This window comes from Pseudoalteromonas sp. Z1A2 (genome assembly GCF_011378755.1).
Taxonomy (GTDB): domain Bacteria; phylum Pseudomonadota; class Gammaproteobacteria; order Enterobacterales; family Alteromonadaceae; genus Pseudoalteromonas; species Pseudoalteromonas distincta.
In genome coordinates this window covers 1-22,054 of record NZ_WTKX01000029.1, presented here as the reverse complement: position 1 = coordinate 22,054, position 22,054 = coordinate 1, and the positions used below count along the sequence as shown (strand labels likewise).

General features: G+C 39.2%; 16 protein-coding genes and 8 tRNA genes. 19 read left to right on the top strand and 5 right to left on the bottom strand.

Features of this window, described 5'->3' with window-relative positions; translation table 11 throughout:
* Positions 1 to 5: 5 nt before the first annotated feature.
* The 6 genes from GQR47_RS17055 (at position 6) to GQR47_RS17030 (ending at position 5,899) form a co-directional block, all read left to right on the top strand.
* A complete protein-coding gene (locus tag GQR47_RS17055) occupies positions 6 to 1,187 on the top strand; it encodes a cystathionine beta-lyase (protein ID WP_008139073.1) in 1,182 nt (393 codons plus the stop codon).
* A gap of 143 nt (positions 1,188 to 1,330) precedes the next feature.
* Positions 1,331 to 2,158 carry an ABC transporter permease subunit gene (locus GQR47_RS17050; protein ID WP_024603655.1) on the top strand — a complete coding sequence of 276 codons (828 nt, stop codon included), beginning with the start codon at positions 1,331 to 1,333 and terminating at the stop codon, positions 2,156 to 2,158.
* Positions 2,155 to 3,063 (top strand): ABC transporter ATP-binding protein, encoded by a 909-nt coding sequence (locus GQR47_RS17045; RefSeq protein ID WP_007377980.1) that lies wholly within the window; start codon positions 2,155 to 2,157, stop codon positions 3,061 to 3,063. Before GQR47_RS17050 ends, GQR47_RS17045 begins: the two co-directional genes overlap by 4 nt.
* Complete coding sequence (locus GQR47_RS17040) at positions 3,063 to 3,437, top strand: PH domain-containing protein (protein ID WP_007377979.1); 375 nt, start codon at positions 3,063 to 3,065, stop codon at positions 3,435 to 3,437. The genes GQR47_RS17045 and GQR47_RS17040 overlap by 1 nt, the downstream gene beginning before the upstream one ends.
* Before the next feature lie 199 nt (positions 3,438 to 3,636).
* A complete protein-coding gene (locus tag GQR47_RS17035) occupies positions 3,637 to 4,431 on the top strand; it encodes a putative porin (RefSeq protein ID WP_165724187.1) in 795 nt (264 codons plus the stop codon).
* A gap of 664 nt (positions 4,432 to 5,095) precedes the next feature.
* The gene (locus GQR47_RS17030) at positions 5,096 to 5,899 is read left to right on the top strand and encodes a putative porin (protein WP_165724185.1); all 804 of its coding nucleotides are present in this window, start codon (positions 5,096 to 5,098) and stop codon (positions 5,897 to 5,899) included.
* Between the two features lie 66 nt (positions 5,900 to 5,965).
* Here GQR47_RS17030 and GQR47_RS17025 read toward each other — a convergent pair whose 3' ends face one another.
* Positions 5,966 to 7,813, bottom strand: a complete 1,848-nt coding sequence (locus GQR47_RS17025) for a M2 family metallopeptidase (RefSeq protein ID WP_165724184.1) — start codon at positions 7,811 to 7,813, stop codon at positions 5,966 to 5,968.
* Positions 7,814 to 7,980: 167 nt separating this feature from the next.
* Between GQR47_RS17025 and GQR47_RS17020 the strand changes: the two genes are divergently transcribed.
* Complete coding sequence (locus tag GQR47_RS17020; protein WP_165724182.1) at positions 7,981 to 10,257, top strand: acyl-CoA dehydrogenase; 2,277 nt, start codon at positions 7,981 to 7,983, stop codon at positions 10,255 to 10,257.
* Between the two features lie 342 nt (positions 10,258 to 10,599).
* Here GQR47_RS17020 and GQR47_RS17015 read toward each other — a convergent pair whose 3' ends face one another.
* Both GQR47_RS17015 and cysK read right to left on the bottom strand, forming a co-directional pair.
* Positions 10,600 to 11,034, bottom strand: a complete 435-nt coding sequence (locus GQR47_RS17015; protein WP_002963139.1) for a hypothetical protein — start codon at positions 11,032 to 11,034, stop codon at positions 10,600 to 10,602.
* A gap of 142 nt (positions 11,035 to 11,176) precedes the next feature.
* Positions 11,177 to 12,145 (bottom strand): cysteine synthase A, encoded by a 969-nt coding sequence (gene cysK, locus GQR47_RS17010; protein WP_002963138.1) that lies wholly within the window; start codon positions 12,143 to 12,145, stop codon positions 11,177 to 11,179.
* 362 nt (positions 12,146 to 12,507) lie between these two features.
* On the opposite strand from cysK, the gene GQR47_RS17005 reads away from it, so the two are divergent.
* The 12 genes from GQR47_RS17005 to GQR47_RS16950 all read left to right on the top strand — a co-directional run bounded on the left by GQR47_RS17005 (position 12,508) and on the right by GQR47_RS16950 (position 17,965).
* Positions 12,508 to 13,659, top strand: coding sequence for a dicarboxylate/amino acid:cation symporter (locus tag GQR47_RS17005; RefSeq protein WP_165724180.1), 1,152 nt, complete (start codon positions 12,508 to 12,510; stop codon positions 13,657 to 13,659).
* A gap of 108 nt (positions 13,660 to 13,767) precedes the next feature.
* Positions 13,768 to 14,418 (top strand): UvrY/SirA/GacA family response regulator transcription factor, encoded by a 651-nt coding sequence (uvrY, locus tag GQR47_RS17000; RefSeq protein ID WP_002963136.1) that lies wholly within the window; start codon positions 13,768 to 13,770, stop codon positions 14,416 to 14,418.
* A gap of 9 nt (positions 14,419 to 14,427) precedes the next feature.
* On the top strand, positions 14,428 to 16,251 hold the full coding sequence (uvrC, locus tag GQR47_RS16995) for an excinuclease ABC subunit UvrC (RefSeq protein ID WP_039488521.1): 1,824 nt from the start codon (positions 14,428 to 14,430) through the stop codon (positions 16,249 to 16,251).
* Positions 16,252 to 16,293: 42 nt separating this feature from the next.
* Positions 16,294 to 16,839 carry a CDP-diacylglycerol--glycerol-3-phosphate 3-phosphatidyltransferase gene (gene pgsA, locus GQR47_RS16990; protein WP_032827134.1) on the top strand — a complete coding sequence of 182 codons (546 nt, stop codon included), beginning with the start codon at positions 16,294 to 16,296 and terminating at the stop codon, positions 16,837 to 16,839.
* A gap of 212 nt (positions 16,840 to 17,051) precedes the next feature.
* Positions 17,052 to 17,127 (top strand) — tRNA-Gly (locus GQR47_RS16985).
* 31 nt (positions 17,128 to 17,158) lie between these two features.
* Positions 17,159 to 17,232: transfer RNA gene (locus GQR47_RS16980), tRNA-Cys, on the top strand.
* Positions 17,233 to 17,269: 37 nt separating this feature from the next.
* Positions 17,270 to 17,356: transfer RNA gene (locus GQR47_RS16975), tRNA-Leu, on the top strand.
* 64 nt (positions 17,357 to 17,420) lie between these two features.
* Positions 17,421 to 17,496 (top strand) — tRNA-Gly (locus GQR47_RS16970).
* Between the two features lie 39 nt (positions 17,497 to 17,535).
* Positions 17,536 to 17,622 (top strand) — tRNA-Leu (locus GQR47_RS16965).
* A gap of 49 nt (positions 17,623 to 17,671) precedes the next feature.
* Positions 17,672 to 17,747, top strand: a tRNA-Gly gene (locus tag GQR47_RS16960).
* 19 nt (positions 17,748 to 17,766) lie between these two features.
* A tRNA-Cys gene (locus GQR47_RS16955) sits at positions 17,767 to 17,840 on the top strand.
* A gap of 38 nt (positions 17,841 to 17,878) precedes the next feature.
* Positions 17,879 to 17,965, top strand: a tRNA-Leu gene (locus GQR47_RS16950).
* 458 nt (positions 17,966 to 18,423) lie between these two features.
* Here the strand turns inward: GQR47_RS16950 and GQR47_RS16945 are convergent.
* Together GQR47_RS16945 and GQR47_RS16940 are read right to left on the bottom strand one after the other, a co-directional pair.
* Positions 18,424 to 20,022: a BCCT family transporter gene (locus tag GQR47_RS16945; RefSeq protein WP_165724179.1), complete on the bottom strand. Its 1,599-nt coding sequence runs from the start codon at positions 20,020 to 20,022 to the stop codon at positions 18,424 to 18,426.
* Between the two features lie 163 nt (positions 20,023 to 20,185).
* Positions 20,186 to 21,601 (bottom strand): sodium:alanine symporter family protein, encoded by a 1,416-nt coding sequence (locus tag GQR47_RS16940; RefSeq protein WP_039488519.1) that lies wholly within the window; start codon positions 21,599 to 21,601, stop codon positions 20,186 to 20,188.
* Positions 21,602 to 22,054 lie beyond the last annotated feature (453 nt).

Here is a 22,054-nt window from a genome sequence, read left to right as displayed (position 1 = left end):
TAACAATGTCGAGTAAAAGTAATAAAAACACTCAGCTGGTATCATCAGGGCGAAAAAAAGCCTATACACATGGCGTAGTAAACCCTGTTGTACAGCGTGCATCTACCATTGTATTTGATACTGTAGCCGATTTAAAAGAAGCAGCTAAAACCCGTGGCGATAAAACGTTATTTTATGGGCGCCGAGGAACAACAACACACTTTGCGCTGCAAGAAGCGATTACAGAACTTGAAGGCGGCGAAGGGTGTGCATTGTACCCTTGTGGCGCTGCGGCGATCAGCCAAGTATTTTTATCGTTTTTAAAAACCGGTGATCATATTTTAATGGTTGATAACGTGTACGAACCAACTCGCGATTTTTGCGATAAAATTTTAGTGGGGCTGGGCATTACAACAACCTATTACCCGCCAACCATTGGCGCAGGTATTAAAGATTACATTCAGCCAAATACTAAAGTGTTGTTTTTAGAATCTCCAGGCTCTATTACGATGGAAGTGCAAGATGTGCCCGCTATGGTAAAAGTAGCCAATGAGCACAACGTAATGACCATGCTTGATAATACCTACGGTAACGGTCTGCATTATCGCCCGTTAGAGCACGGTGTTGATATTAGTATTCAAGCTGCAACAAAGTATATTGTTGGCCATTCAGACGTGATGATGGGGGTGGCTGTTGCTAATAAAAAGTACTGGCCAACCTTGCGCGAAAACTCATACTTACTAGGGCAATGTACCAGTGCCGATGATGCGTATTTAGCACTTAGAGGCCTGCGTACAATGGGTGTGCGTTTAAATCAACATGAAAAAGCAGCAATAGAAGTAGCTAAATGGCTTGAGCAACATGAGCTTGTTGATCATATTCGACACCCTGCATTTGAAAGCTGCCCAGGGCATGAGTTCTTTAAACGTGACTTTGATGGCAGTAATGGGTTGTTTTCATTTGTGATGAAAACCGGCAATCAAAAAGCGATTGATGCATTTTTAGATAGCCTTGAGCATATCAAAATGGGCTTTTCGTGGGGCGGTTTTGAAAGTTTGGTAACGGCTAATTTAACCATGAAAGGGTTGCGCTCAAATACAGGTTGGGATTTAGGGCCGGTTATTCGTTTGCACATAGGCCTTGAAGATGTTGAAGATTTAATTAGCGATTTAAGCCAAGCACTTGAGGTTTATAAGCAGTATTTATAATTTATATCGCAATTTATACTGTTACATTTAAATGTATTGTTACAAAGCTCACCACAGGTGAGCTTTTTTTTGCTGGTAATTCAAGGTGTTTACACTTAGTGTGGATAAATACACAGAAAATAAAAAGTCATTAAGGATAGTCAATGGCAACACCATTACCGATAAACGTAGGGCGATTAACGCAAATAGCGGGATTTGAGCTTGTACGTATGTTTTTAACTAAACGTGGACTTATTGCATTAGCTGCCTTTGCATTGGTGTGGCTAATAATACTGCGCTACCCAATAGGGCAGGCAGTAGGCATTGTAAGTGCGCCTGATTTTGAGCAAATAGCCCGTGATATATCAGGTTCTATTGGTTTAAGTAAATTATTGGATTGGCCTGAGGCCGAATTTGCTATGTACTGGTTAATAGCCCTTTATAGCTTTCCCGTTTTTGGTTTATTTATTTGTAGCGACCAAACGGTAGGCGATAGAGAGCGCGGCACACTAAGGTTTTTATCACTGCGCTCCACTCGCTTTGAAATACTGTTTGGCCGTTTTTTAGGGCAGCTAGGAGTATTAGCATGTTTGGTGGGTATAACGCTTGTGGCTACACTCGCGGTATTGTGTTTTAGAGATCCAAGTTTACTGGCTGGTGGTTTTGCCCGTGCGCTTTCTATATTTTTAATATTAGTGATTACTTTGTGCCCATTTGTAGCACTAATGACGTTAATTAATACCTTTGCTCGCTCATCGCGTTTATCTATTGTATTGGCAATTTTATATTTTGCAGCAGGCGGTATTGTAGTTGGTATATTGCAATGGCAAATACCCGCATTAGGCTTGCTTGATTATTTATTTCCGGGTGTGCAAATAGAGCTATTAGCGGGGCAAAATTTACCATTATTGAGCGCTGTGGCTATTCCCCTTGTGCAAACTGCGGTATTACTAAGCGTTGCTCAACGTATTTTTGCAAGGAGCTCACTATGAGACCATTAATTACAGCTAGCGGTTTGAGTAAATCGTATGGTGCAAAACTTGCGCTTAATAATGTGGACTTTGAAATTAACAAAGGCGCGCCAGTGGCACTTGTAGGGCCAAATGGTGCGGGTAAAACTACCTTATTTAGTTTGTTGTGCGGCTATATTGCGCCAAGTAAAGGCAGCCTTGAAATATTAGGGCATAAACCTGGTAGTGCTGCTTTATTTAATAAAGTAAGTGCATTACCGCAAGACGCGCAACTTGACCCTCGTTTTAATATAGATAAGCAACTCGCCTTTTATGCAAAGCTGCAAGGTATGGGTGCTAAGCAAAGTCAAACTGAGGCGCTACGTGTACTTGATTTAGTTGGCTTAAAAGAAATTGCAAAGCAGCGTGCGGGGGATTTATCGCACGGTATGCGCAAGCGCGTTACGATAGCGCAAGCACTTATTGGCGCACCACAAATTGTAATGCTTGATGAAGCAACCGCAGGGCTTGATCCGATTCATGCCAGAGAAGTACGTGAGCTGGTATCAGAATTAAGTGAACAGGCTACATTTATTTTAAGCTCTCACGATTTAACTGAGCTTGAGCGACTATGCTCACAGGTACTTCATTTAGATAAAGGCGTACTAAGCGAGCATCAAACAAAAACTAATAATACCGATAAACACTTTTATACATTAATGCTAAGCGAGGCTTATCAAAATGTTGAGCAACAGCTTCAAGCAATTGCAGGTGTGAGTCGTGTGTATATGAGCCAACATAAAGAATATGTAGTTGAGTATCAGCCAACGAGCGATCCACTTGATATTGCACTACTGAATTTTTGTCATCAACAACACTGGCAGTACCGGCAGTTAGTTAATGGTCATACATTAGAGAATCAAATATTTAAACAGGAGAAAGTATAATGGGTTTACTTAGCGGACTTATGGGTAATGCAAGCGAAGTTGACGATTCTGATTTAGAAAAAATCCTCGCCAATACATTAATTGACGGCGAGCAAGTAGAAAAAGCATATAAAGTAGTACGTGATATGTTTATTTTTACTAATAAGCGCTTAATCTTAATTGATAAGCAAGGTATGACCGGTTCTAAAATGGAAATGGTGAGTATTGCTTACTCTAAAATTACCAAGTTTAGTAAAGAAAGTGCAGGCCATTTTGACTTAGATGCCGAGCTAAAAATATGGGTTGGCTCAGATCCAACACCAATTAGTAAAGAGTTTAAGTCTGGCGACAATATTAACGATGTTTACCGAATTATTAGCCAACACGCGCTTTAATACGGTACATGTTTTAAGTAGTTGTTGACTAGATGTTGCAACTACTTTAATTTTACAGTTTACAACACTTCCTTACAATTAACTTAATAAATACAACTGGTTAGTTAAGTTTTCATTCAGTTTCCTAACGTTAGCATGTGCCTCGACTTTAGCAATACAGCTAGAGCATAAAAAGCAATGTACATAGGGAAGTCTTACAATGAAAAAATTAGCAGTTATTATTTCGAGCATTTTATTATCTAGCACTGCGGCTGCTGCAGACAGCTATAATTCAATTAGTAACCTAAGCTACAAAAATAGCGATAACAACGACACCGTTGCTGTAGATTCTATTTACTACTTATCTCCTAAAAAAACTTTAGGTCCGTACGATCAGTTTGAATACATCAATAAACAAACTAACGTATATGGTGGCTACGCTGATGACGACTTTGGCGATTTAACATCGGTTGGTGGTGAATACTTCATTAATGAATTTGTTGTTGGCGCATCTTACGAAAACCTAGACCCAGATTCAGGTTCTAACAGTGAGCTTTATAAACTGACGGGTGGTTACTTTTTCAACCCTGATTTACTTGCAAAAGTAACACTAGTTGAAAACAAAGACGGCGACGATTTCGCATTATTTGATTTAGCTTACAACTACATGCTAAACAGCACAGATTACGTAGGTGTTACACTTACATCAGACGACGATTTTGATTACCGTGCAGTTGCTGCTAAATACTTTATTGATTTACAGCAAGGTAACTACCTTACTTTTGAAGGTAAATACGAAAGCATTGATGACGCAGAAAACCAATGGGTAGCAGAAACTAACTACTACTTCTCAAAAGCAACATCTGTATTTGCTAACTACAACAAGCAAGACACTTACAGCTTTGGTGCTCAACACTTTATCAATAAAAATATTGGTGTAAAGGTGGGTTACGAAAACAACGCTGATGATTCTGATAACGATGCGTACTTTGCTAACATGCGTTTCCAGTTTTAATTAAGTCCCCTACTTAGTTAATACAAAAGTAATATCAAAAGCCCGCTAAATTTAGCGGGCTTTGTTGTTTATAAACGTTTGATCTTTTAACTATAAACTTTTACTAACCATAATTACGGCTTTTATTATGCTCATCTAAATAACCCCTTTAAGTTATAAATAAAAATGCCATAAATGGCTAGATTGTTATTAAAGCCATTAAGTAGAGTCGATGATAATAGCTATAAAATAATGAGTATTGGAGTTTTTTTTGCTGGTAAATAATGGTTATTGGAAAAAACAGATAAAAATATGCACTTATACAAACCTATTTTTTATTATAAATTCAGAAATAATGAATTAATTATAGTCATTATTTTGAGAAATTAGAAAAATTTAGTGAGGGGAGGTTATATTGATGAGGTTTATCGAATAATTAAGTTGTGTTTAATTTAGCGACAACTTGTACCTTATTTGTTACTTTTTGAGTTTAAATGATGACAGACTATTGTTACGTAGATTTTATTGATACCCGTTGTTTACATTTACTTGTAATTATTTACATTTCAAGTGGTTTTAATTTGCCCTCTTATTCAGTTTTTGTTCATTTTTTTGACGTTAGGATGCGCCCCGACTTTAGCTAGACAGCTGAGGCATAAAAAGTAATATTTATAGGGAATTTAAAATGAAAAAATTAGCCGTTATCATTTCGAGCATTTTATTATCAAGCGCTGCAACCACTGCAATAGCTGCAGATACTTACCAATCAATCAGCCATGTAGGATACGTGGATGTAGATGGTGATGACACAGTAACTGTTGACTCAACTTATTATTTTTCTCCAAAAGCGACTTTAGGTCCTTACGATCAATTTGAATACATCAATAAGCAAACAAATGTTTATGGTGCATACAGTGATAATGATTTTGGAGATGTTACTAGCATTGGCGGTGAGTATTTTGTAGAAGATTTTGTATTAGGTGCACAGTACAATAATTTCGATAGTGATTTTGGCTCAAGCACGGATGTAATTGAACTTTCAGCTGGTTACTTCTTTAACCCAAACCTTGTATTAAAAGCTACGTTTGTTGATGTAGAAGATGCTGACAATCAGTTTGTGTTTGATTTGGCATATAACCACCAGTTAAACAGCACTGATTATATTGGCTTTACAGTAACAGCAGATGATGAGTTTGATTACCGTGCAGTAGCAGCTAAGTACTTTGTTGATTTACAGCAAGGTAACTACTTGACTGTTGAAGGTAAATTTGAAGATGTTGATGGCGGTTCAAGTAACTGGGAATTAGCATCTAACTACTATTTCAGCAAAGCAACATCGGTTTTTGTTACAGTTAATAAAAATGATGATTACACTCTTGGTGCTCAACACTTTTTCAACAACAATGTTGGTTTAGAAGCAGGTTACGGCAATAACTGGGATGATTCTGATTATGATGCTTACTTTGCAAATTTAAGCTTACAGTTTTAATTTAACTAAAATTAGAATATGAACAAAAAGCCCGCTCATTTGAGCGGGCTTTTTGTTCAGCGCTATTTACCAGCCGCAGTTGCGGCCTTCGTTTTGTTTATCTAAATATGTTTGTAATGGTGCAAAGTAATCGAGCATTGCTGTTGCATCCATTTGCGGCTTACCTGTTACAGTTTCAAGCGCTTCTTGCCAAGGGCGAGATGAACCCATTTCAAGCATAGCGTTTAGCCTATCCCCTGCTTCTTTTGAATTATAAATAGAGCAGCGATGAATGGCTTTATCGTTACCGGCAATTTCACATAAGCTGCGATGAAACTCAAATTGTAAAATATGCGCTAAAAAGTAACGTGTATAAGGCGTATTACCCGGAACGTGGTACTTAGCACCCGGATCAAAGTCGTTTTCGCTACGTGCGATAGGCGCTTGCACTCCTTGGTATTTTTCACGTAGTTCCCACCATGCTTTATTGTAATTTTCTGGTGCTACTTCCCCTGAAAATACCTGCCAACGCCACTGATCAACCATTAAGCTAAACGGTACAAAGGCTACTTTATCAAGTGCCATTTTCATTAATAGACCAATGTCTTTTGATTCATCAGGTACTTGCTCTAGTAAGCCAATTTCTTTTAAGTAGCCTGGTGTAACCGAAAGGGCAATGGTGTCGCCAATGGCTTCATGAAAACCATCGTTGGCACTTTCTTGATAAAATAAAGGCTGTTTGTTGTAAGCGCGCTGATAAAAATTGTGGCCTAGCTCATGGTGAATAACAGAGAACTCTTCGCCCGTGCGCTGAATACACATTTTAATACGTAAATCGTCTTTGCTATCTATATTCCATGCAGATGCATGACATTGCACGTCTCTGTCTTTTGGTTTTACAAATAACGAGCGCTCGTAAAAGGTCTCTGGCAGTGGCTCAAATCCCATTGAGGTAAAAAAGGTTTCAGCCCCTATTACCATTTTAAGCTCGTCGTAATTATTTTGAGCTAATAACTCGGTTACATCGTAACCCGGATCGGCATTTTCTGGTGCAACAACATCGTAAATGTTACCCCATGCTTGCGCCCACATATTACCGAGTAAGTGCGCTGGTATTGGCTGATCTTGAGGTACTTTGTCGGTGCCGTACTTTTCACCTAACTTTGCGCGAACATGGCAATGTAGCGAGTTATAAAGTGGTTTAACTTGGCCCCAAATACGGTCAAGCTCAGTGGTAAAGTCATCAGCAGGCATATCGTATTTACTGCGCCACATAGCGCCCGTATCGGCATAACCAAGCTCCTTCGCACCTTCGTTGGTAAGTGCTACTTGTTGCTCGTAAAGTGGGCGCATGGGTTTTGATATTTCACGCCAGCCTTGCCATAAATCAAGTAGTTCGTTGTAATCTCGGCTGGTGGCCATTTTTGAGGTCATGTCGCCAAGGCTCAAACAGCTGCCATCTTCTTTACAGTATTTACCTTTACCATATAGCCCGCCAAGCTCTGCAACAATTTGTGAAAGTTGTGCTGTTTTATCAGCGTCTTGTGGGGCTGGAAGTGTAAGTGCTAGTTTTAGTTTATCAAGCTTACGGCGAGCATCGTAATCAAGCTCTAGTTCGTCGTATTTTGCAGCTTCATTTGCTAAACGCACGACTGTTTCGGTCATTTTACGGTTAACTTCAGCCGATAGAGCAGATGTATCGTGAGTAATAAAGTTTGCGTAAATCCACTCTGCACGGCTCGATTCTAAATAAAGTGCACTTAGTTCTTTTTCTGTGTTTGTTATAAATGTATTTGCATCTTTAGCTGTTACAGCTTTTTTAGTGTGTGGTGAATCGGTAGTGTCGATAGATACTTGCGCATCGCAGGCCGTTAAAGCAAGAGTACTTGCTACCATTAAGGCGCTCATACTTAGTTTAAATCGAAAGGGGGTCATGCTATTCCTTTAATTTATTGTTATTAAAACGTTGATAATAGCAGTGATGTTTAAAACAATAAAATGAATGCGTTAAGGCTCACGACTCGTCGTGCAATGATTGTATTTAAATTAAGATGGGTCATAATTAAGTTACTATTTTCATTCAATGTGTAAGGAATGTGCGCATGTTAATATTTATAATATTGCTGGTCGTGGTGGTGGTTATTTTTGCGGTTAAAGATATTCGCCTAAACTTGATTAGTCGTCCTACGTTTAAAATGTTCAAAAAGGTGCTTCCGCCATTATCGCAAACAGAGCGAGAGGCAATGGAAGCAGGTGATGTTTGGTGGGATGGTGAGTTATTTAGTGGTAACCCAGACTGGCAAAAACTGCACCACTTTCCAAAACCAGAGCTTAGCGATAAAGAAAACGCATTTATGGCTAACCAAGTAGAAACCTTATTGGCGATGCTTGATGATTATCAAATTGTACAAAAAGACAAAGACTTACCAAAAGAAGTGTGGGATTACCTAAAAACAGAAGGTTTTTTTGCGCTGATCATTCCTGAAAAATTTGGCGGTCGTGAGTTCTCGGCAATTGCTAATTCAACGATAGTGTCAAAAATTTCGACTAAAAGCTTAACAGCCGCAGTCACTGTTATGGTGCCTAATAGCTTAGGTCCGGGCGAGTTACTTCTTCACTATGGCACTAAAGAGCAGCAAGATCGTTGGCTGCCAAGTTTAGCTAATGGTACAGATGTTCCTTGTTTTGCATTAACGGGCCCAGAGGCGGGCTCTGATGCTGGCAGCATTCCTGATTCAGGCGTTGTGTGTATGGGTGAGCACAATGGCGAGCAAGTAATGGGCCTGCGTTTAAATTGGTCAAAACGTTACATTACGCTTGCACCAGTGGCTACTGTACTCGGCTTAGCATTTAAAATGTATGATCCAGACGCTTTATTAGGTGATAAAAAAGAGCTAGGTATAACGTGTGCGCTTATACCAACCGATCATCCGGGTGTTGAAACGGGTGAGCGTCATTATCCCCTTAATATGGCCTTTATGAATGGTACCACTTACGGTAAAGATGTATTTATACCACTGGACTGGATCATTGGTGGTCAAGAGTGTGCAGGGCGTGGCTGGAGAATGCTTGTTGAATGTTTAAGTGCAGGGCGTGGAATATCACTACCAGCATTAAGTGCAGCAACTGGGCATTTAGCTTCAAAAATGACATCGGCATATGCCATGGTACGCCAGCAGTTTGGTGTATCTATAGGGCAATTTGAAGGCGTGCAAGAGGCACTTGCGCGTATTGGTGGTTTAACTTACACACTTGAGTCGTGCAGATTAATGACCGCAGGTGCGATTGATTTAAAATTAAGCCCGTCGGTTGTAACAGCGATTGCTAAATACCATATGACTGAAATGGGTCGTACGGTAATGAATGATGCAATGGATATTCATTCAGGTAAAGGAATTCAAGTAGGGCCTAATAACTATTTGGCGCATGGCTATATGGGGATTCCAGTATCAATTACGGTTGAAGGCGCGAATATTTTAACGCGTAACTTAATGATATTTGGCCAAGGTGCAACACGCTGTCATCCATTTGTTTTAAAAGAAATGGAAGCCGCTGCAATGGAAGATGACGACGCAGCACTTGAACAATTTGATGGTTTATTAATGAACCATATAATATTTGCAGCAAGTAATGCAGGTATGGCATTTGTGCATGGCTTAACACGTAGTTATTTTGCTAAAGCGCCTGTAGGTGGTGAAACGGCTATTTATTATAAACAACTGAGTAGAATGAGCCGAGGCTTAGCTATTTGTACAGACGTTGCAATGTTAATGCTTGGCGGTGAACTTAAACGTAAAGAAATGATATCAGCGCGTTTGGGTGATGTATTAAGTCATTTGTACTTAGCATCAACTGTTTTAAAACGTTATGAAGATGAAGGGCGCCAACAAGCTGATTTACCATTTGTAAAATATGCAATTGAGAACTCATTATTTGAAATTGGCCAAGCGTTTAATGGCTTCTTTAAAAACTTTTCAAATCCGGTTGTGAATTTTATCCTTAAACGTATCGTGTTCCCGCTTGGAAACCATTACCACAGACCAAGTGATGAAATAGCACAAAGTATTTGCGAGCGTATGACTCAACCTGGTGTATTTAGAAACCGCTTAACGCATTTATGTTATGTAGATGAAAATGCAGGTACAGGGGTCATGGAAAGCGCATTTTTAGCTATGCATGATATGCAAGCGCAGTTTAAAGACTTAAAACAATGGCAGCGCAAGGGCAGTGTGCCAACAACGCTTGATATTGAAGGCGCTATTAACTATGCACTTGAAAATAAGTTGTTAGAGCAAACGGATGCTGATGCAATGCATCACGCTAATAAGTTACGAAAGAAAGCCATTGCAGTTGATAATTTTCAACCAGGTGAGCTGTAGCGCACTACTTTAAATACTAGGGCGTGTTGACCTTTCGTGGTTGAATTTGCAGCAGGCTGTTTGGTTTTTAGACAAGGCAGAGCCTATGTAGTGTGGTTATTCCCCATAAATAGGCGATAACGCAGCATAAATGCCAAACATGCGCTGCCCTTTGGGTTCTTTCTAGGGACGATTAACTCTTTGTTGCTCGGTTTTTACTTAGCCCACTAGGTTACAAACCTCGCGCCGCGATTAAATCGCCCCTAGATTGAACAAATTCCAATCCACAAAGATCAACACGCCCTGCTAAAGCGAAAAAGGCCTTACGAATGTAAGGCCTTTTTATGTTTAATTCATTTATTTTTAACGAGCGTAAGGGTCGGCAACAATTTTATCTATGTACCATTTTCCCTTTTTACGAAGCATTTTTACACTGCGCATTTCGTCAATTTTATCACCATTTAAATAGCCGGTAAAAATAAGGTTTATTTTAGCGTTATCGCCGTATTGTTCACGGACGCTCATATTGGTCATATCAACTTCAATGGTGACTTCATCGTATTGCATATTTACTAAGTTACGGGAAAACTGTTTAGCGGTGCCGTAGGATTTCATTATACGTGTAAGGTTGGGGGTTGCCATGGTGCTGGCTTTTTGAAGGTCTTGCTGGTTATAAAGCGCATCAAAATAAGCGGTTGCTGTATCGCCAGGAGTGTCGCCAAGTGTTTTGGTATCGTCACCACAGGCTGATAAAAATAAACAGATGACCAAACTTAATAAACTCGTGATTTTTTTCATATTAATTATTATTAATTAGTTTTTTTAAAGTGTGTGGTTTATCTATGCAGATGTAAAGGTATGGCAGGCAATAAATAGAAAATTGGATAATAAATAATAAAAAAGGATGCCTAAAGCATCCTTCTAAAAATCTTAAAATTACTTATTGTACTAGTTCTTGTTCACTAAACTCTTCATCAAACATTGGGCTTGATAAGTAGCGCTCAGTTGCACTAGGTAGGATAACAACAATATTTTTATCTGCGTTTTCAGGCTTTTCAGCAATTCGCTTAGCTGCAACAACCGCTGCACCTGACGAAATACCTACTAAAATACCTTCTTTTTTCATTAACTGATGCGCCATTGCAATTGCGTCTTCGTTAGATACAAGCTCTGCGCCATCAATTAAGTCCATATCTAAGTTGCCAGGAATGAAGCCAGCACCAATACCTTGGATTTTATGAGGACCTGGTTTAATTTCTTCACCGGCAAGCGTTTGGCTAATAACTGGAGAGTTAGTTGGCTCAACAGCAATAGACTTAACGTTTAGACCTTTTTCTGTTTTAAGGTAGCGGCTAACACCTGTAATAGTACCACCAGTACCAACACCGGCTACAAAAAAGTCTACTTTGCCATCAAGCGCATCATAAATTTCAGGGCCTGTTGTTTCAAAGTGAATTTTTGGGTTTGCAGGGTTTTCGAATTGTTGTAATAAAATATACTTATCAGGTGCTGTTGCTTGAATTTCTTTTGCTTTTTCAATTGCGCCATTCATACCTTTTGCACCGTCGGTAAGTACTAGATTTGCACCTAATGCTTTTAATAGCTTGCGACGTTCTAGGCTCATGGTGTTTGGCATAGTAAGCGTTAACTTGTAACCACGTGCTGCTGCAACAAATGCAAGTGCAATACCGGTGTTCCCAGATGTTGGTTCAATAAGTTCTTTACCTTCAACAAGCTGACCTGACTTTTCAGCTTCCCAAATCATCGATGCACCAATGCGGCATTTGATACTAAAGCTTGGATTACGAGATTCAACTTTAGCGTATACATTCCCACCTGTAACACGGTTAAGTTTTACCAGCGGTGTATTACCGATGCTTAGTGAGTTATCTTCAAAAATAGTAGACATAATGTTCCTTTGGATGCAATCTGATCAACGTGTTAATAGCCTTTGCTACTAACTATATAAACACACTTTACTGTGAGTTTAAAAAAACTAAAGTAAAGTTTGGCTATAACATATATCTATTGGGCTTATAACCAGTCGAAATAAAAATCAATTATTAGCGGTGCTTTAGTTATTATAGGTGCGGGCTTAATTTAAAATTTAAAGAGTAAAACTTCGTTTAGTTAAAAAATGTTCAAAAGAGTATTGAATTAAGCTGTGTTTGTTCAATATTTGTGCATATGAATGTAACTTGAATAGTTTTATCACACAATGCGTCTAAAACATGATAAAAACACGTATCTAAATTCAATTAAGCAATCACAATGAAATTAATCTTAAAATTAATTGCCGGTATTGTGGCCGGTATCCTAGTTGGACTATATGTACCTATAACTGGTGTTGAACTTTTATTCACAGTAAAAGAGCTGATTGGTCAAATTATCTCCTTTACCATTCCACTTATTATATTATTTTTTATTGCATCAGGTATTGCAGGCCTACCAAAAGGGTCTGGTCACTTACTTGGTAAAACAGTCGGGTTTGCTTATAGCTCTACAATTATTGCAGGTACGCTTGCATTTTTATTAGTAAGTGCTGTTATCCCTTTTTTAAGTGGTGGTATTACATTCGAGGCAGAAGTTGCTACAGAAATTGGCAGCTTTATTGATTTAGAAATTCCACCTTTGATGGGGGTAATGACCGCATTAGTAACTGCTTTTGTATTTGGTATAGGCATGAGCCAATTAGAGCTTGATACGCTTAAAAAGGTGTCTGATCAGGGCCGTGATGTGATTGACGGATTATTATCAAAAGTAATTATCCCTGCTTTACCATTTTACATTGCAGGTGTATTTGCCGAAATGACGGTAGCGGGTACTGTGGTAGATACACTGCAAACATTTGGCGTAGTACTAATTGCAGCGCTTGTTATGCACTGGTTATGGTTAAGCGTTTTATATATAGCGACAGGTATACTATTAAAACGTAATCCAATCGAATTAGTTAAAAATATGCTACCAGCTTACTTTACAGCGTTAGGTACTATGTCAAGTGCAGCAACGATTCCAGTATCGCTTCAATCAAGTAAAGCAAATAAGGTTAAAGAAGATGTAGCTAACTTTACCGTACCACTTTGCGCGACTATTCACTTATCTGGCTCAACTATCACTATAGTAACCTGTGCAATGGCTGTTATGTTTTTATCGCCAAGCATGGAAGTCCCTTCATTAATGGGTATGCTACCGTTTATTATGATGTTAGGTGTAGTAATGATTGCAGCACCAGGTGCTCCAGGTGGCGCAGTTATGTCGGCGCTTGGTCTATTAACAAGCATGCTTGGGTTTAATGAAGGCGCGGTTGCATTAATGATTGCACTTTATTTGGCACAAGATAGCTTTGGTACTGCGTGTAATGTAACGGGTGATGGTATCATTGCGTTATGGGTTGACAGATTTAGCGAAAAATCGTCATCTTAAACTATTAGGGCGAGGCAATAATATTAGTTATTGTTTCGCTTTATGTATGTTACTGTGGCAAATTAATTTAATTAAATTGCATGTTGTTAGGTAAGTGAGGATGTTCCATTGATTAATGTACTTTTAGTTGATGACCATGAACTTGTACGAACAGGAATAAAGCGTATTCTTGATGATGTACGAGGGTTTAAAGTAATTGGTGAAGCTAAAACTGGCGAAGAGGCTGTACAGTTTTGTCGTCAGCATGCGCCAAACATAGTATTAATGGATATGAATATGCCAGGCATGGGCGGATTAGAAGCGACTAAAAAGATTTGTCGTTACTGCCCTGATGTAAAAATTATTGTGCTTACCGTTAACTGTGAAGACCCGTTTCCGAGTAAAGTAATGCAAATTGGTGCACATGGCTTTTTAACTAAAGGTGCTGGCTCTGACGAAATGGTGCGTGCCATTCGTTGTGTTCATGCCGGTCAGCGTTATATTGCTCCTGAAATTGCACAGCAAATAGCACTTGCGCAAGTGACAGGTCGCACAGACGAAAATCCTTTTCAGAGCTTATCTGAACGCGAACTGCAAATTATGCTTATGATCACTAAAGGTGAAAAAGCACAAAATATAGCTGAGCGTTTAAACCTAAGTTCAAAAACAGTAAATAGCTATCGCTACCGTATGTTTGAAAAGCTAAATGTAGGTGGTGATGTTGAGCTTACCCATTTAGCAATCCGTCATAAAATGATTGATATAGACGTTTCGTACTAACTATAATTTATGTCTGAATTTGATCACGTACATTTTCTCAAAACGCTATCAAGTGAGCCGGGTGTATACCGCATGCTTGATAGTGACAACCAAGTTATTTATGTTGGTAAAGCTAAGCATTTAAAAAAGCGTGTGAGCAGTTACTTTAGAAGTAACATTACCGACAGCAAAACACGCGTTTTAGTGAGTAATATTTGTGACATCGAAGTCACACTCACTAATACTGAAACAGAAGCGCTGTTGCTTGAAAATAATCTAATAAAAAAATACCAGCCTCGCTACAACATATTATTACGCGACGATAAGTCGTATCCCTATATTTTATTAACTAGCCATAAACACCCTCGTTTAGCGTTTCATCGTGGCAGCCGTAAAATTAAAGGTGAGTACTTTGGACCTTTTCCGAGCGCGGGAGCGGTATCTGAAAGCTTGCGCTTAATGCAAAAAATATTTCCTGTTCGTCAATGTGAAGATGCTTATTACCGCGCAAGAAGTCGCCCGTGTCTGCAATATCAGCTTAAGCGTTGCTCAGCTCCGTGTGTGAATAAAGTTACGGATGATGATTACAGCGAGCAAGTTGACTATGTCCGTAAGTTTTTAACGGGTAAATCTCACGAAGTTATTGCTGATTTAATAAAGAAAATGGAAGCAGCCAGCCTACAATTAAACTTTGAACTGGCGGCAAAAGTTCGCGACCAAATAATGTTACTTCGTAAAATGCAGGAGCAACAGTCTATATCAGGTAATTTTGCTGAAATGGACGTAGTTGGTTTTGCTCATTTAAATGGTTTAAATGGTATTCATTTATTAATGATCCGCGATCACAAAGTATTAGGTAGTAAAACGTATTTTCCAAAAGTACCTAAAGATTCAAGTGAGCAAGAAATATTGACTTCATTTTTAGGACAGTACTATTTAGCGCCAGGAGCAACAGGGCGTATTGCAAAAGAAATCATATTACCGTTTGAAATAGAAGAGAGCGGGGCACTCGGTGAAGCACTCACACAAATAAGTGAGCGCAAAGTAACACTTAAAGTAGTTACCCGTGGTGAGCGTGCTCAATACTTACAACTGGCCAATAAAAATGCATTAAACAGTATTGCAGTTAAGCAAAGTACCCAAGACTCTATTAATAAACGTTATGCACAATTAAAAGCAACACTGCGACTTGATGATATTACCCGAATGGAGTGTTTTGATATAAGCCACACTATGGGTGAGAACACTGTTGCAAGTTGTGTTGTATTTGACTCACAAGGCCCAAATACAAAAGAGTATAGGCGCTATAATGTAACGGGTATAACCGGTGGTGATGATTATGCTGCAATGGAGTTTGCACTTAATAAGCGTTACAACAAATTAGTAGATGAAGACAAAATTCCAGACGTTATCTTTATTGATGGTGGTAAGGGGCAACTGGGGCGCGCGGAGCAGTACTTTTCTAACTGGCCACATACAAAAATGCCTTTGTTAGTAGGTGTTGCTAAAGGTACTAGCCGTAAGCCAGGCCTTGAAACACTATTAATTGACGGTGGTCGAAAAACCATTCCTATGGATTCAGATGCACCTGCGCTACATTTAATACAGCATATACGTGATGAATCTCATCGTTTTGCAATTGCAGGTCATCGTAATAAACGCCAAAAACAACGTACGCAATCACTACTAGAAGAAATAAATGGAGTCGGTTCTAAGCGTCGGCAAACATTATTAAAATATTTAGGGGGCATGCAGGGAGTAAAAGCTGCTAATATAGAACAGTTAAAGAAAGTTCCTGGGATCAGCCCTGACATGGCTGAGAAGATATTTAACCATTTGCATGACAAGGGCTAGCCCTACATGCGAATATAGCAAAAAAGACATATCCAAGTAGTTATGTGGAATATTCCAAACACACTCACAACATTTAGACTTTTTCTTATCCCCGTTTTTTTGGTGATATTTTATTTGCCTTATAGCTGGGCTTTTTTTGCTGCCGCCTTTATTTTTTGGCTTGCATCAATCACCGATATACTAGACGGTTATTTAGCAAGAAAGCTTGAGCAATCAACCCCTTTTGGTGCTTTTTTAGATCCTGTTGCTGATAAAGTAATGGTATGTGCCGCACTTGTAGCGTTATCTGATCAGTACCAGTCAATGTACATGACTATACCTGCTCTTATTATAATAAGCCGTGAAATTATCATATCTGCACTTCGTGAATGGATGGCAGAGCAGGGTAAGCGTGGTAATGTCGCTGTATCAAACATGGGTAAAATTAAGACGGCTGCACAAATGTTAGCCATTATCGGTTTGATTTGGCAATATGATACATGGATGAACTATTTAAGTTTTGGACTACTGTACATTGCGACCTTTTTAACCTTGAGTTCTATGATGCAATATTTACGTGCAGCATGGGGTGAATTGACTAAAAATTAACTCTAAATGTATAATAATGCACCGTTTTAGATAAAAAACAAGCAAACAGTTCAAAACTAGCATTTTTTGTATTGACGCGTTTAATAATCTCTGTAGAATGCGTCCGTGTTGAGAGGGCATAGCCCCCGAGATAAACAAAACGGTAATTAATCAGTTACCTGAATGTTCACATAAATCATCATGTGCTAATTCAAATAACTGATAAATAAAATGCGGTACTAGCTCAGTTGGTAGAGCGCGACCTTGCCAAGGTCGAGGTCACGAGTTCGAGCCTCGTGTACCGCTCCAAGTTTATCTTAAGGTTAATACCCCGTACTGGGGCGGAATGGCAGAGTGGCCATGCACCGGATTGCAAATCCGTCTACCTCGGTTCGACTCCGGGTTCCGCCTCCATTTCAACACTCCACACGCTTTAATTAGCAAACTCGATGCCCGAGTGGTGGAATTGGTAGACACAAGGGATTTAAAATCCCTCGACTAACAAGTCGTGCCGGTTCAAGTCCGGCCTCGGGCACCACTTTGTGGTTTAATTGCATTACCAAGTGTAATTTATAAAATGGTTAATTTAGAATTAATATGATGCGGTACTAGCTCAGTTGGTAGAGCGCGACCTTGCCAAGGTCGAGGTCACGAGTTCGAGCCTCGTGTACCGCTCCATATTAGTTTTATCCACTTGCTTTAAATAGCAAACTCGATGCCCGAGTGGTGGAATTGGTAGACACAAGGGATTTAAAATCCCTCGACTAACAAGTCGTGCCGGTTCAAGTCCGGCCTCGGGCACCACTTTAAATTGTTTAACCAAGATAATTTAAAGTTGATAAAATAGTATTTTGCGGTACTAGCTCAGTTGGTAGAGCGCGACCTTGCCAAGGTCGAGGTCACGAGTTCGAGCCTCGTGTACCGCTCCAAATTATTTGGAAACATTTAGGCGGAATGGCAGAGTGGCCATGCACCGGATTGCAAATCCGTTTACCCCGGTTCGACTCCGGGTTCCGCCTCCATATAATTTACTCCACACGCTTTAATTAGCAAACTCGATGCCCGAGTGGTGGAATTGGTAGACACAAGGGATTTAAAATCCCTCGACTAACAAGTCGTGCCGGTTCAAGTCCGGCCTCGGGCACCATCTTTATTCAAATCCTCAGATTAAATTCTAAATTGCTTCTAATTTTAAAACATTCAAAAATTATTCTTACTTAAATTCTCTAATCTTATTTTTAATACCTACTTACCTTTAAAATCTATTTCTTTTTAATATCTTAGAGTTTCACCATCATACATTTATAAAGCTGCCTGTTTGTATTTAACAGTTACTACTTTTATCCCAGCTGGTTAATTAACTGAATTGGTATAAGAGCACCTGTTTATAACAAAGCAAAAATCAGAACGCTGGTTATTTAATTTTCTTGGCAATTACTCCTGTACCTAAGTTTTAACGAGGGGTGGCATTAATGAATGTAATAGAAGTGCGGTGTCAAAAATAAATTTAAGGTGGGAGTATAGGGAATGCGTTAAGCACTTAGTTATACGAATTGCGAAGATTTTATAAGCGACCCTTGAGGATCGCTTATAAAAGATAAATTGTTATTGCAGTTTACTCTGAGCTTTGTAAATTGGATACTCGCTCAAAAAGCCTTGGATAAGCGCAACACACATTAAAATAAGTACTATTGAAAACGGTAAAGCTGTAGTAACTACGCCCGACTGAAGCGCTTGCAATGCTTGCGAGCCACCAACCCAGAGTAATACTGCTGCAATCACGCCTTCGACTGTAGCCCAAAATATACGTTGTGGCACTGGTGCATCTATTTTACCGCCCGCAGTTATACCATCTATTACAAGCGATCCTGAATCAGACGACGTTATAAAAAACACCAAAACGAGTGCTATAGAAATAATAGAAATAAAACTAGAAAGAGGTAGCTGCTCGTATACTTGAAATAAAGTCACTGAGATATCAGTTAAACCATTTTGTCCAAGTGGGCCAACTTTATCTATAACTTGTGTAATTGCCATATTTCCGAACACGCCCATCCAAACCAAACTAAGAAGCGTTGGTAGGCCAATGACGACGAGTAAAAACTCGCGTACAGTGCGTCCCTTTGAAACTCGAGCAATAAACATCCCAACAAACGGCGACCATGATATCCACCATGCCCAATAAAACACAGTCCAAGAGTGCATCCAATCTTCATCGGGTCTATTGAATGGATTACTCAAAGGTACAAAGTGCTCTACGTACGCCCCAAGGGTAAACCAAATAGCAGTAATTGCATCAGAGAAAGTAAGGGCAATAACAGCTAATAATAAAATAAATGCACAAATTAAATTAACATTGCTCAGTACTTTAACACCCCCCTCAATACCTCTAATAACTGAGAAAATTGCAATGCACGTTACTAAACCAATAACAGATATTTGAAAAGCGGTCCCGTAATCAGTGCCTAGCAGGTAATTTATCCCGCTGGTAGCTTGTTGAGCGCCTAGGCCTAGCGATGTAGCTAAACCAAATAAAGTAGACAGTACAGCGAGTATATCTATGATATGACCAAGCCACCCCCAGGCGCGATCACCAAATAATGGATAAAAAACCGAACGTATAGATAAAGGAAGGCCTTTATTAAATGCAAAAAAAGCCAAGCTTAATCCAACAACTGCGTAAATCGCCCATCCATGTAAACCCCAGTGGTACATGGTTGCACCCAAAGCTAATGAGTGTGCTTGCGGTGAATTTGGCTCAACGCCCATAGGCATATGATACCAACCAGTATAATATGCAGTTGGCTCAGCAACTCCCCAAAACAGTAAGCCAATCCCCATGCCTGCTGCAAAGAGCATTGAAAGCCATGACATGTAACCATGTTCTGGACGAGCTTTTACGCCACCCAACCGAATTTTACCTAAAGGAGAAAATGCTAAAATAACGCAAAAGATCACAAAGGCATTGGCTAGTAACATAAAGTAACTATCAAATTGATTAATTATTGCGTCTTTAGTCGAGGTTAGTGCATCACGGGTAACGGTAGGGTCAAAAACTAGGGTAAGTATTACAAATAAAACAACTAAGAAGGCGCTTATACCAAATACTGGGTTATGGATATCAAATCCCCACTTTTGTACATTATCTTGCCCAACTTGGTAATCAGTAGTGTCTATACTGTATTTTTTTGTCATGTCATCCATCGGATCTCCTTTTTATAGATAACTTAATTCATATATCCTACGTAATTAAATATAAAATAGTTTTAAAATTAATATAACTTTTATTTATAAGCAATGAGATGATTAAGCGTAGTATTTGTTATTTTAGAACTAAAAAAGCGAGCCGTAGCTCGCTGATTATTTTCTATTCCCAGGCCGCTGGGTCAACCTCTTTAGCAAGTTTAGGATGCTTACTTTTGTCAAAGGTGGGTATTAAGCCCTTTTTGCGTTGTTCGTTATAGTCTTTTGAAAGCCATACAACAACACCTGAAAGCATAAATAGCGCTATAACGTTTACAATGGCCATTAAACCCATTGATATATCTGCCAGCGTCCAAATTAAACCAAGCTCACCAACAGCACCAAACATCACCATACCTAAAACAACAAGTCTAAAGATAAACATACCTTTATTAGAGTTGTGCTCTAAAAACATTAAATTTGTTTCAGCGTAAGAGTAATTAGCCACAATAGAAGTAAAAGCAAAAAACAATATAGCAATAGCAATAAAGTAAGTACCCCAGTCGCCGACATGTTCTTGTAATGCTGCTTGTGTAAGTTCAATCCCCATAACACCAGATTCAGGTACTAATTGCTGCGATAGTAAAATAAGAGAAGCAGTCGCTGTACAAATAACAATAGTATCAATAAATACGCCTAACATTTGCACATAACCTTGTGATGCTGGGTGAGGAGGGTAAGGTGTCGCAGTAGCCGCGGCATTAGCTGCACTACCCATACCAGCTTCGTTTGAGAATAAACCACGCTTTATACCTTGGATCATCGCTTGTGTAACACCATAACCAATAGCACCAGCACCAGCTTGTTCAATACCAAAAGCACTTTTTATAATAAGCACTAGCACATCTGGTAGTGCAGTAAAGTTAATGGCGCATACATAAAGTGCAACCAGCAGGTAAGCTAATGCCATAAATGGCACAACCATTTCAGCAAAGCGAGAAATTGTTTTTAGGCCACCAAAAATAATGATGCCAGAACCAATAACCAAGCAAATGCCTACTATATACTTAGGTACATCAAACGCTACTTCAAATGCTGCAGCAATAGAGTTTGACTGTACTGCGTTAAATACTAAACCAAAGGCTAAAATTAAACATAACGAGAATAAAGTTCCCATCCAACGTTTGCCTAGACCGTTTTGCATATAATAAGCAGGGCCACCTCTAAAATTACCATCTGCATCTTTTGTTTTATAAGCCTGAGCTAAAGTACTCTCGGCAAAACTTGTAGCCATACCTATTAATGCAATAAGCCACATCCAGAAAATAGCACCTGGGCCACCTAGATATAAGGCAACAGCAACACCTGCCATATTACCAGTACCGACACGAGCTGCTAATGAAGTACAAAAAGCCTGAAAGGATGAAATTTCGTTATCGGCACATTTACGAGAACCAAACATAACTTTGAACATATGTGGGAATTGCACAAATTGAATAAAGCCTAGTCGAAAAGTAAAGAAGAGGCCCGCTGCTATTAATAAGTAGACGAGAACTTGCCCCCATAGAAGGGCACTTATACTATTTATTATGTCTGTCATGGATACTGCCTAAATACATGAGTTAAAAAAAGTGACCGCAACTTATCACATCAGGATAAAAGTGTTTAGTTTTAAAGTTCAAAAACAGAGTTATCAACAGGGTTTTGTGGGTAACTTGTGTTTATCGTGTGCGCTTGCTTGGGGCTTAATTTTAATTACTATTTTATGCAAATAACGCTTGCGTAAAATCCGCCGCTCCCTATAATGCGACCCCACTGAGACGGGAAACGCCGAAGCATAGCGAGGCACGAACTACTCACAGAGTTAAATAAAACTTCGGTTTTAAATCTTCCAAAAGAAAGTTTAAAACAAAGTGTTGACTCGAAAAATAAAGGGTGTATTATTCGCATCCCTTGAGACGCTGAAGCGACTCAAAACGTTCTTTAACAATATAAAGCAATCATCTGTGTGGGCACTCGTACAGATTGAGTTCTAACAGCCAACCTACTTAGG

Excerpts from the sequence above, each read along its gene's own strand:
- GQR47_RS16945 (WP_165724179.1), bottom strand. The coding sequence starts at position 20,022 with ATGGATGACATGACAAAAAAATACAGTATAGACACTACTGATTACCAA.
- GQR47_RS17055 (WP_008139073.1), top strand. The coding sequence starts at position 6 with ATGTCGAGTAAAAGTAATAAAAACACTCAGCTGGTATCATCAGGGCGA.
- GQR47_RS17005 (WP_165724180.1), top strand. The coding sequence starts at position 12,508 with ATGAAATTAATCTTAAAATTAATTGCCGGTATTGTGGCCGGTATCCTA.
- GQR47_RS17025 (WP_165724184.1), bottom strand. The coding sequence starts at position 7,813 with ATGACCCCCTTTCGATTTAAACTAAGTATGAGCGCCTTAATGGTAGCA.
- GQR47_RS17050 (WP_024603655.1), top strand. The coding sequence starts at position 1,331 with ATGGCAACACCATTACCGATAAACGTAGGGCGATTAACGCAAATAGCG.
- GQR47_RS16940 (WP_039488519.1), bottom strand. The coding sequence starts at position 21,601 with ATGACAGACATAATAAATAGTATAAGTGCCCTTCTATGGGGGCAAGTT.
- GQR47_RS17045 (WP_007377980.1), top strand. The coding sequence starts at position 2,155 with ATGAGACCATTAATTACAGCTAGCGGTTTGAGTAAATCGTATGGTGCA.
- GQR47_RS17015 (WP_002963139.1), bottom strand. The coding sequence starts at position 11,034 with ATGAAAAAAATCACGAGTTTATTAAGTTTGGTCATCTGTTTATTTTTA.
- GQR47_RS17030 (WP_165724185.1), top strand. The coding sequence starts at position 5,096 with ATGAAAAAATTAGCCGTTATCATTTCGAGCATTTTATTATCAAGCGCT.
- GQR47_RS17040 (WP_007377979.1), top strand. The coding sequence starts at position 3,063 with ATGGGTTTACTTAGCGGACTTATGGGTAATGCAAGCGAAGTTGACGAT.
- GQR47_RS17020 (WP_165724182.1), top strand. The coding sequence starts at position 7,981 with ATGTTAATATTTATAATATTGCTGGTCGTGGTGGTGGTTATTTTTGCG.
- pgsA (WP_032827134.1), top strand. The coding sequence starts at position 16,294 with ATGTGGAATATTCCAAACACACTCACAACATTTAGACTTTTTCTTATC.
- cysK (WP_002963138.1), bottom strand. The coding sequence starts at position 12,145 with ATGTCTACTATTTTTGAAGATAACTCACTAAGCATCGGTAATACACCG.
- uvrC (WP_039488521.1), top strand. The coding sequence starts at position 14,428 with ATGTCTGAATTTGATCACGTACATTTTCTCAAAACGCTATCAAGTGAG.
- GQR47_RS17035 (WP_165724187.1), top strand. The coding sequence starts at position 3,637 with ATGAAAAAATTAGCAGTTATTATTTCGAGCATTTTATTATCTAGCACT.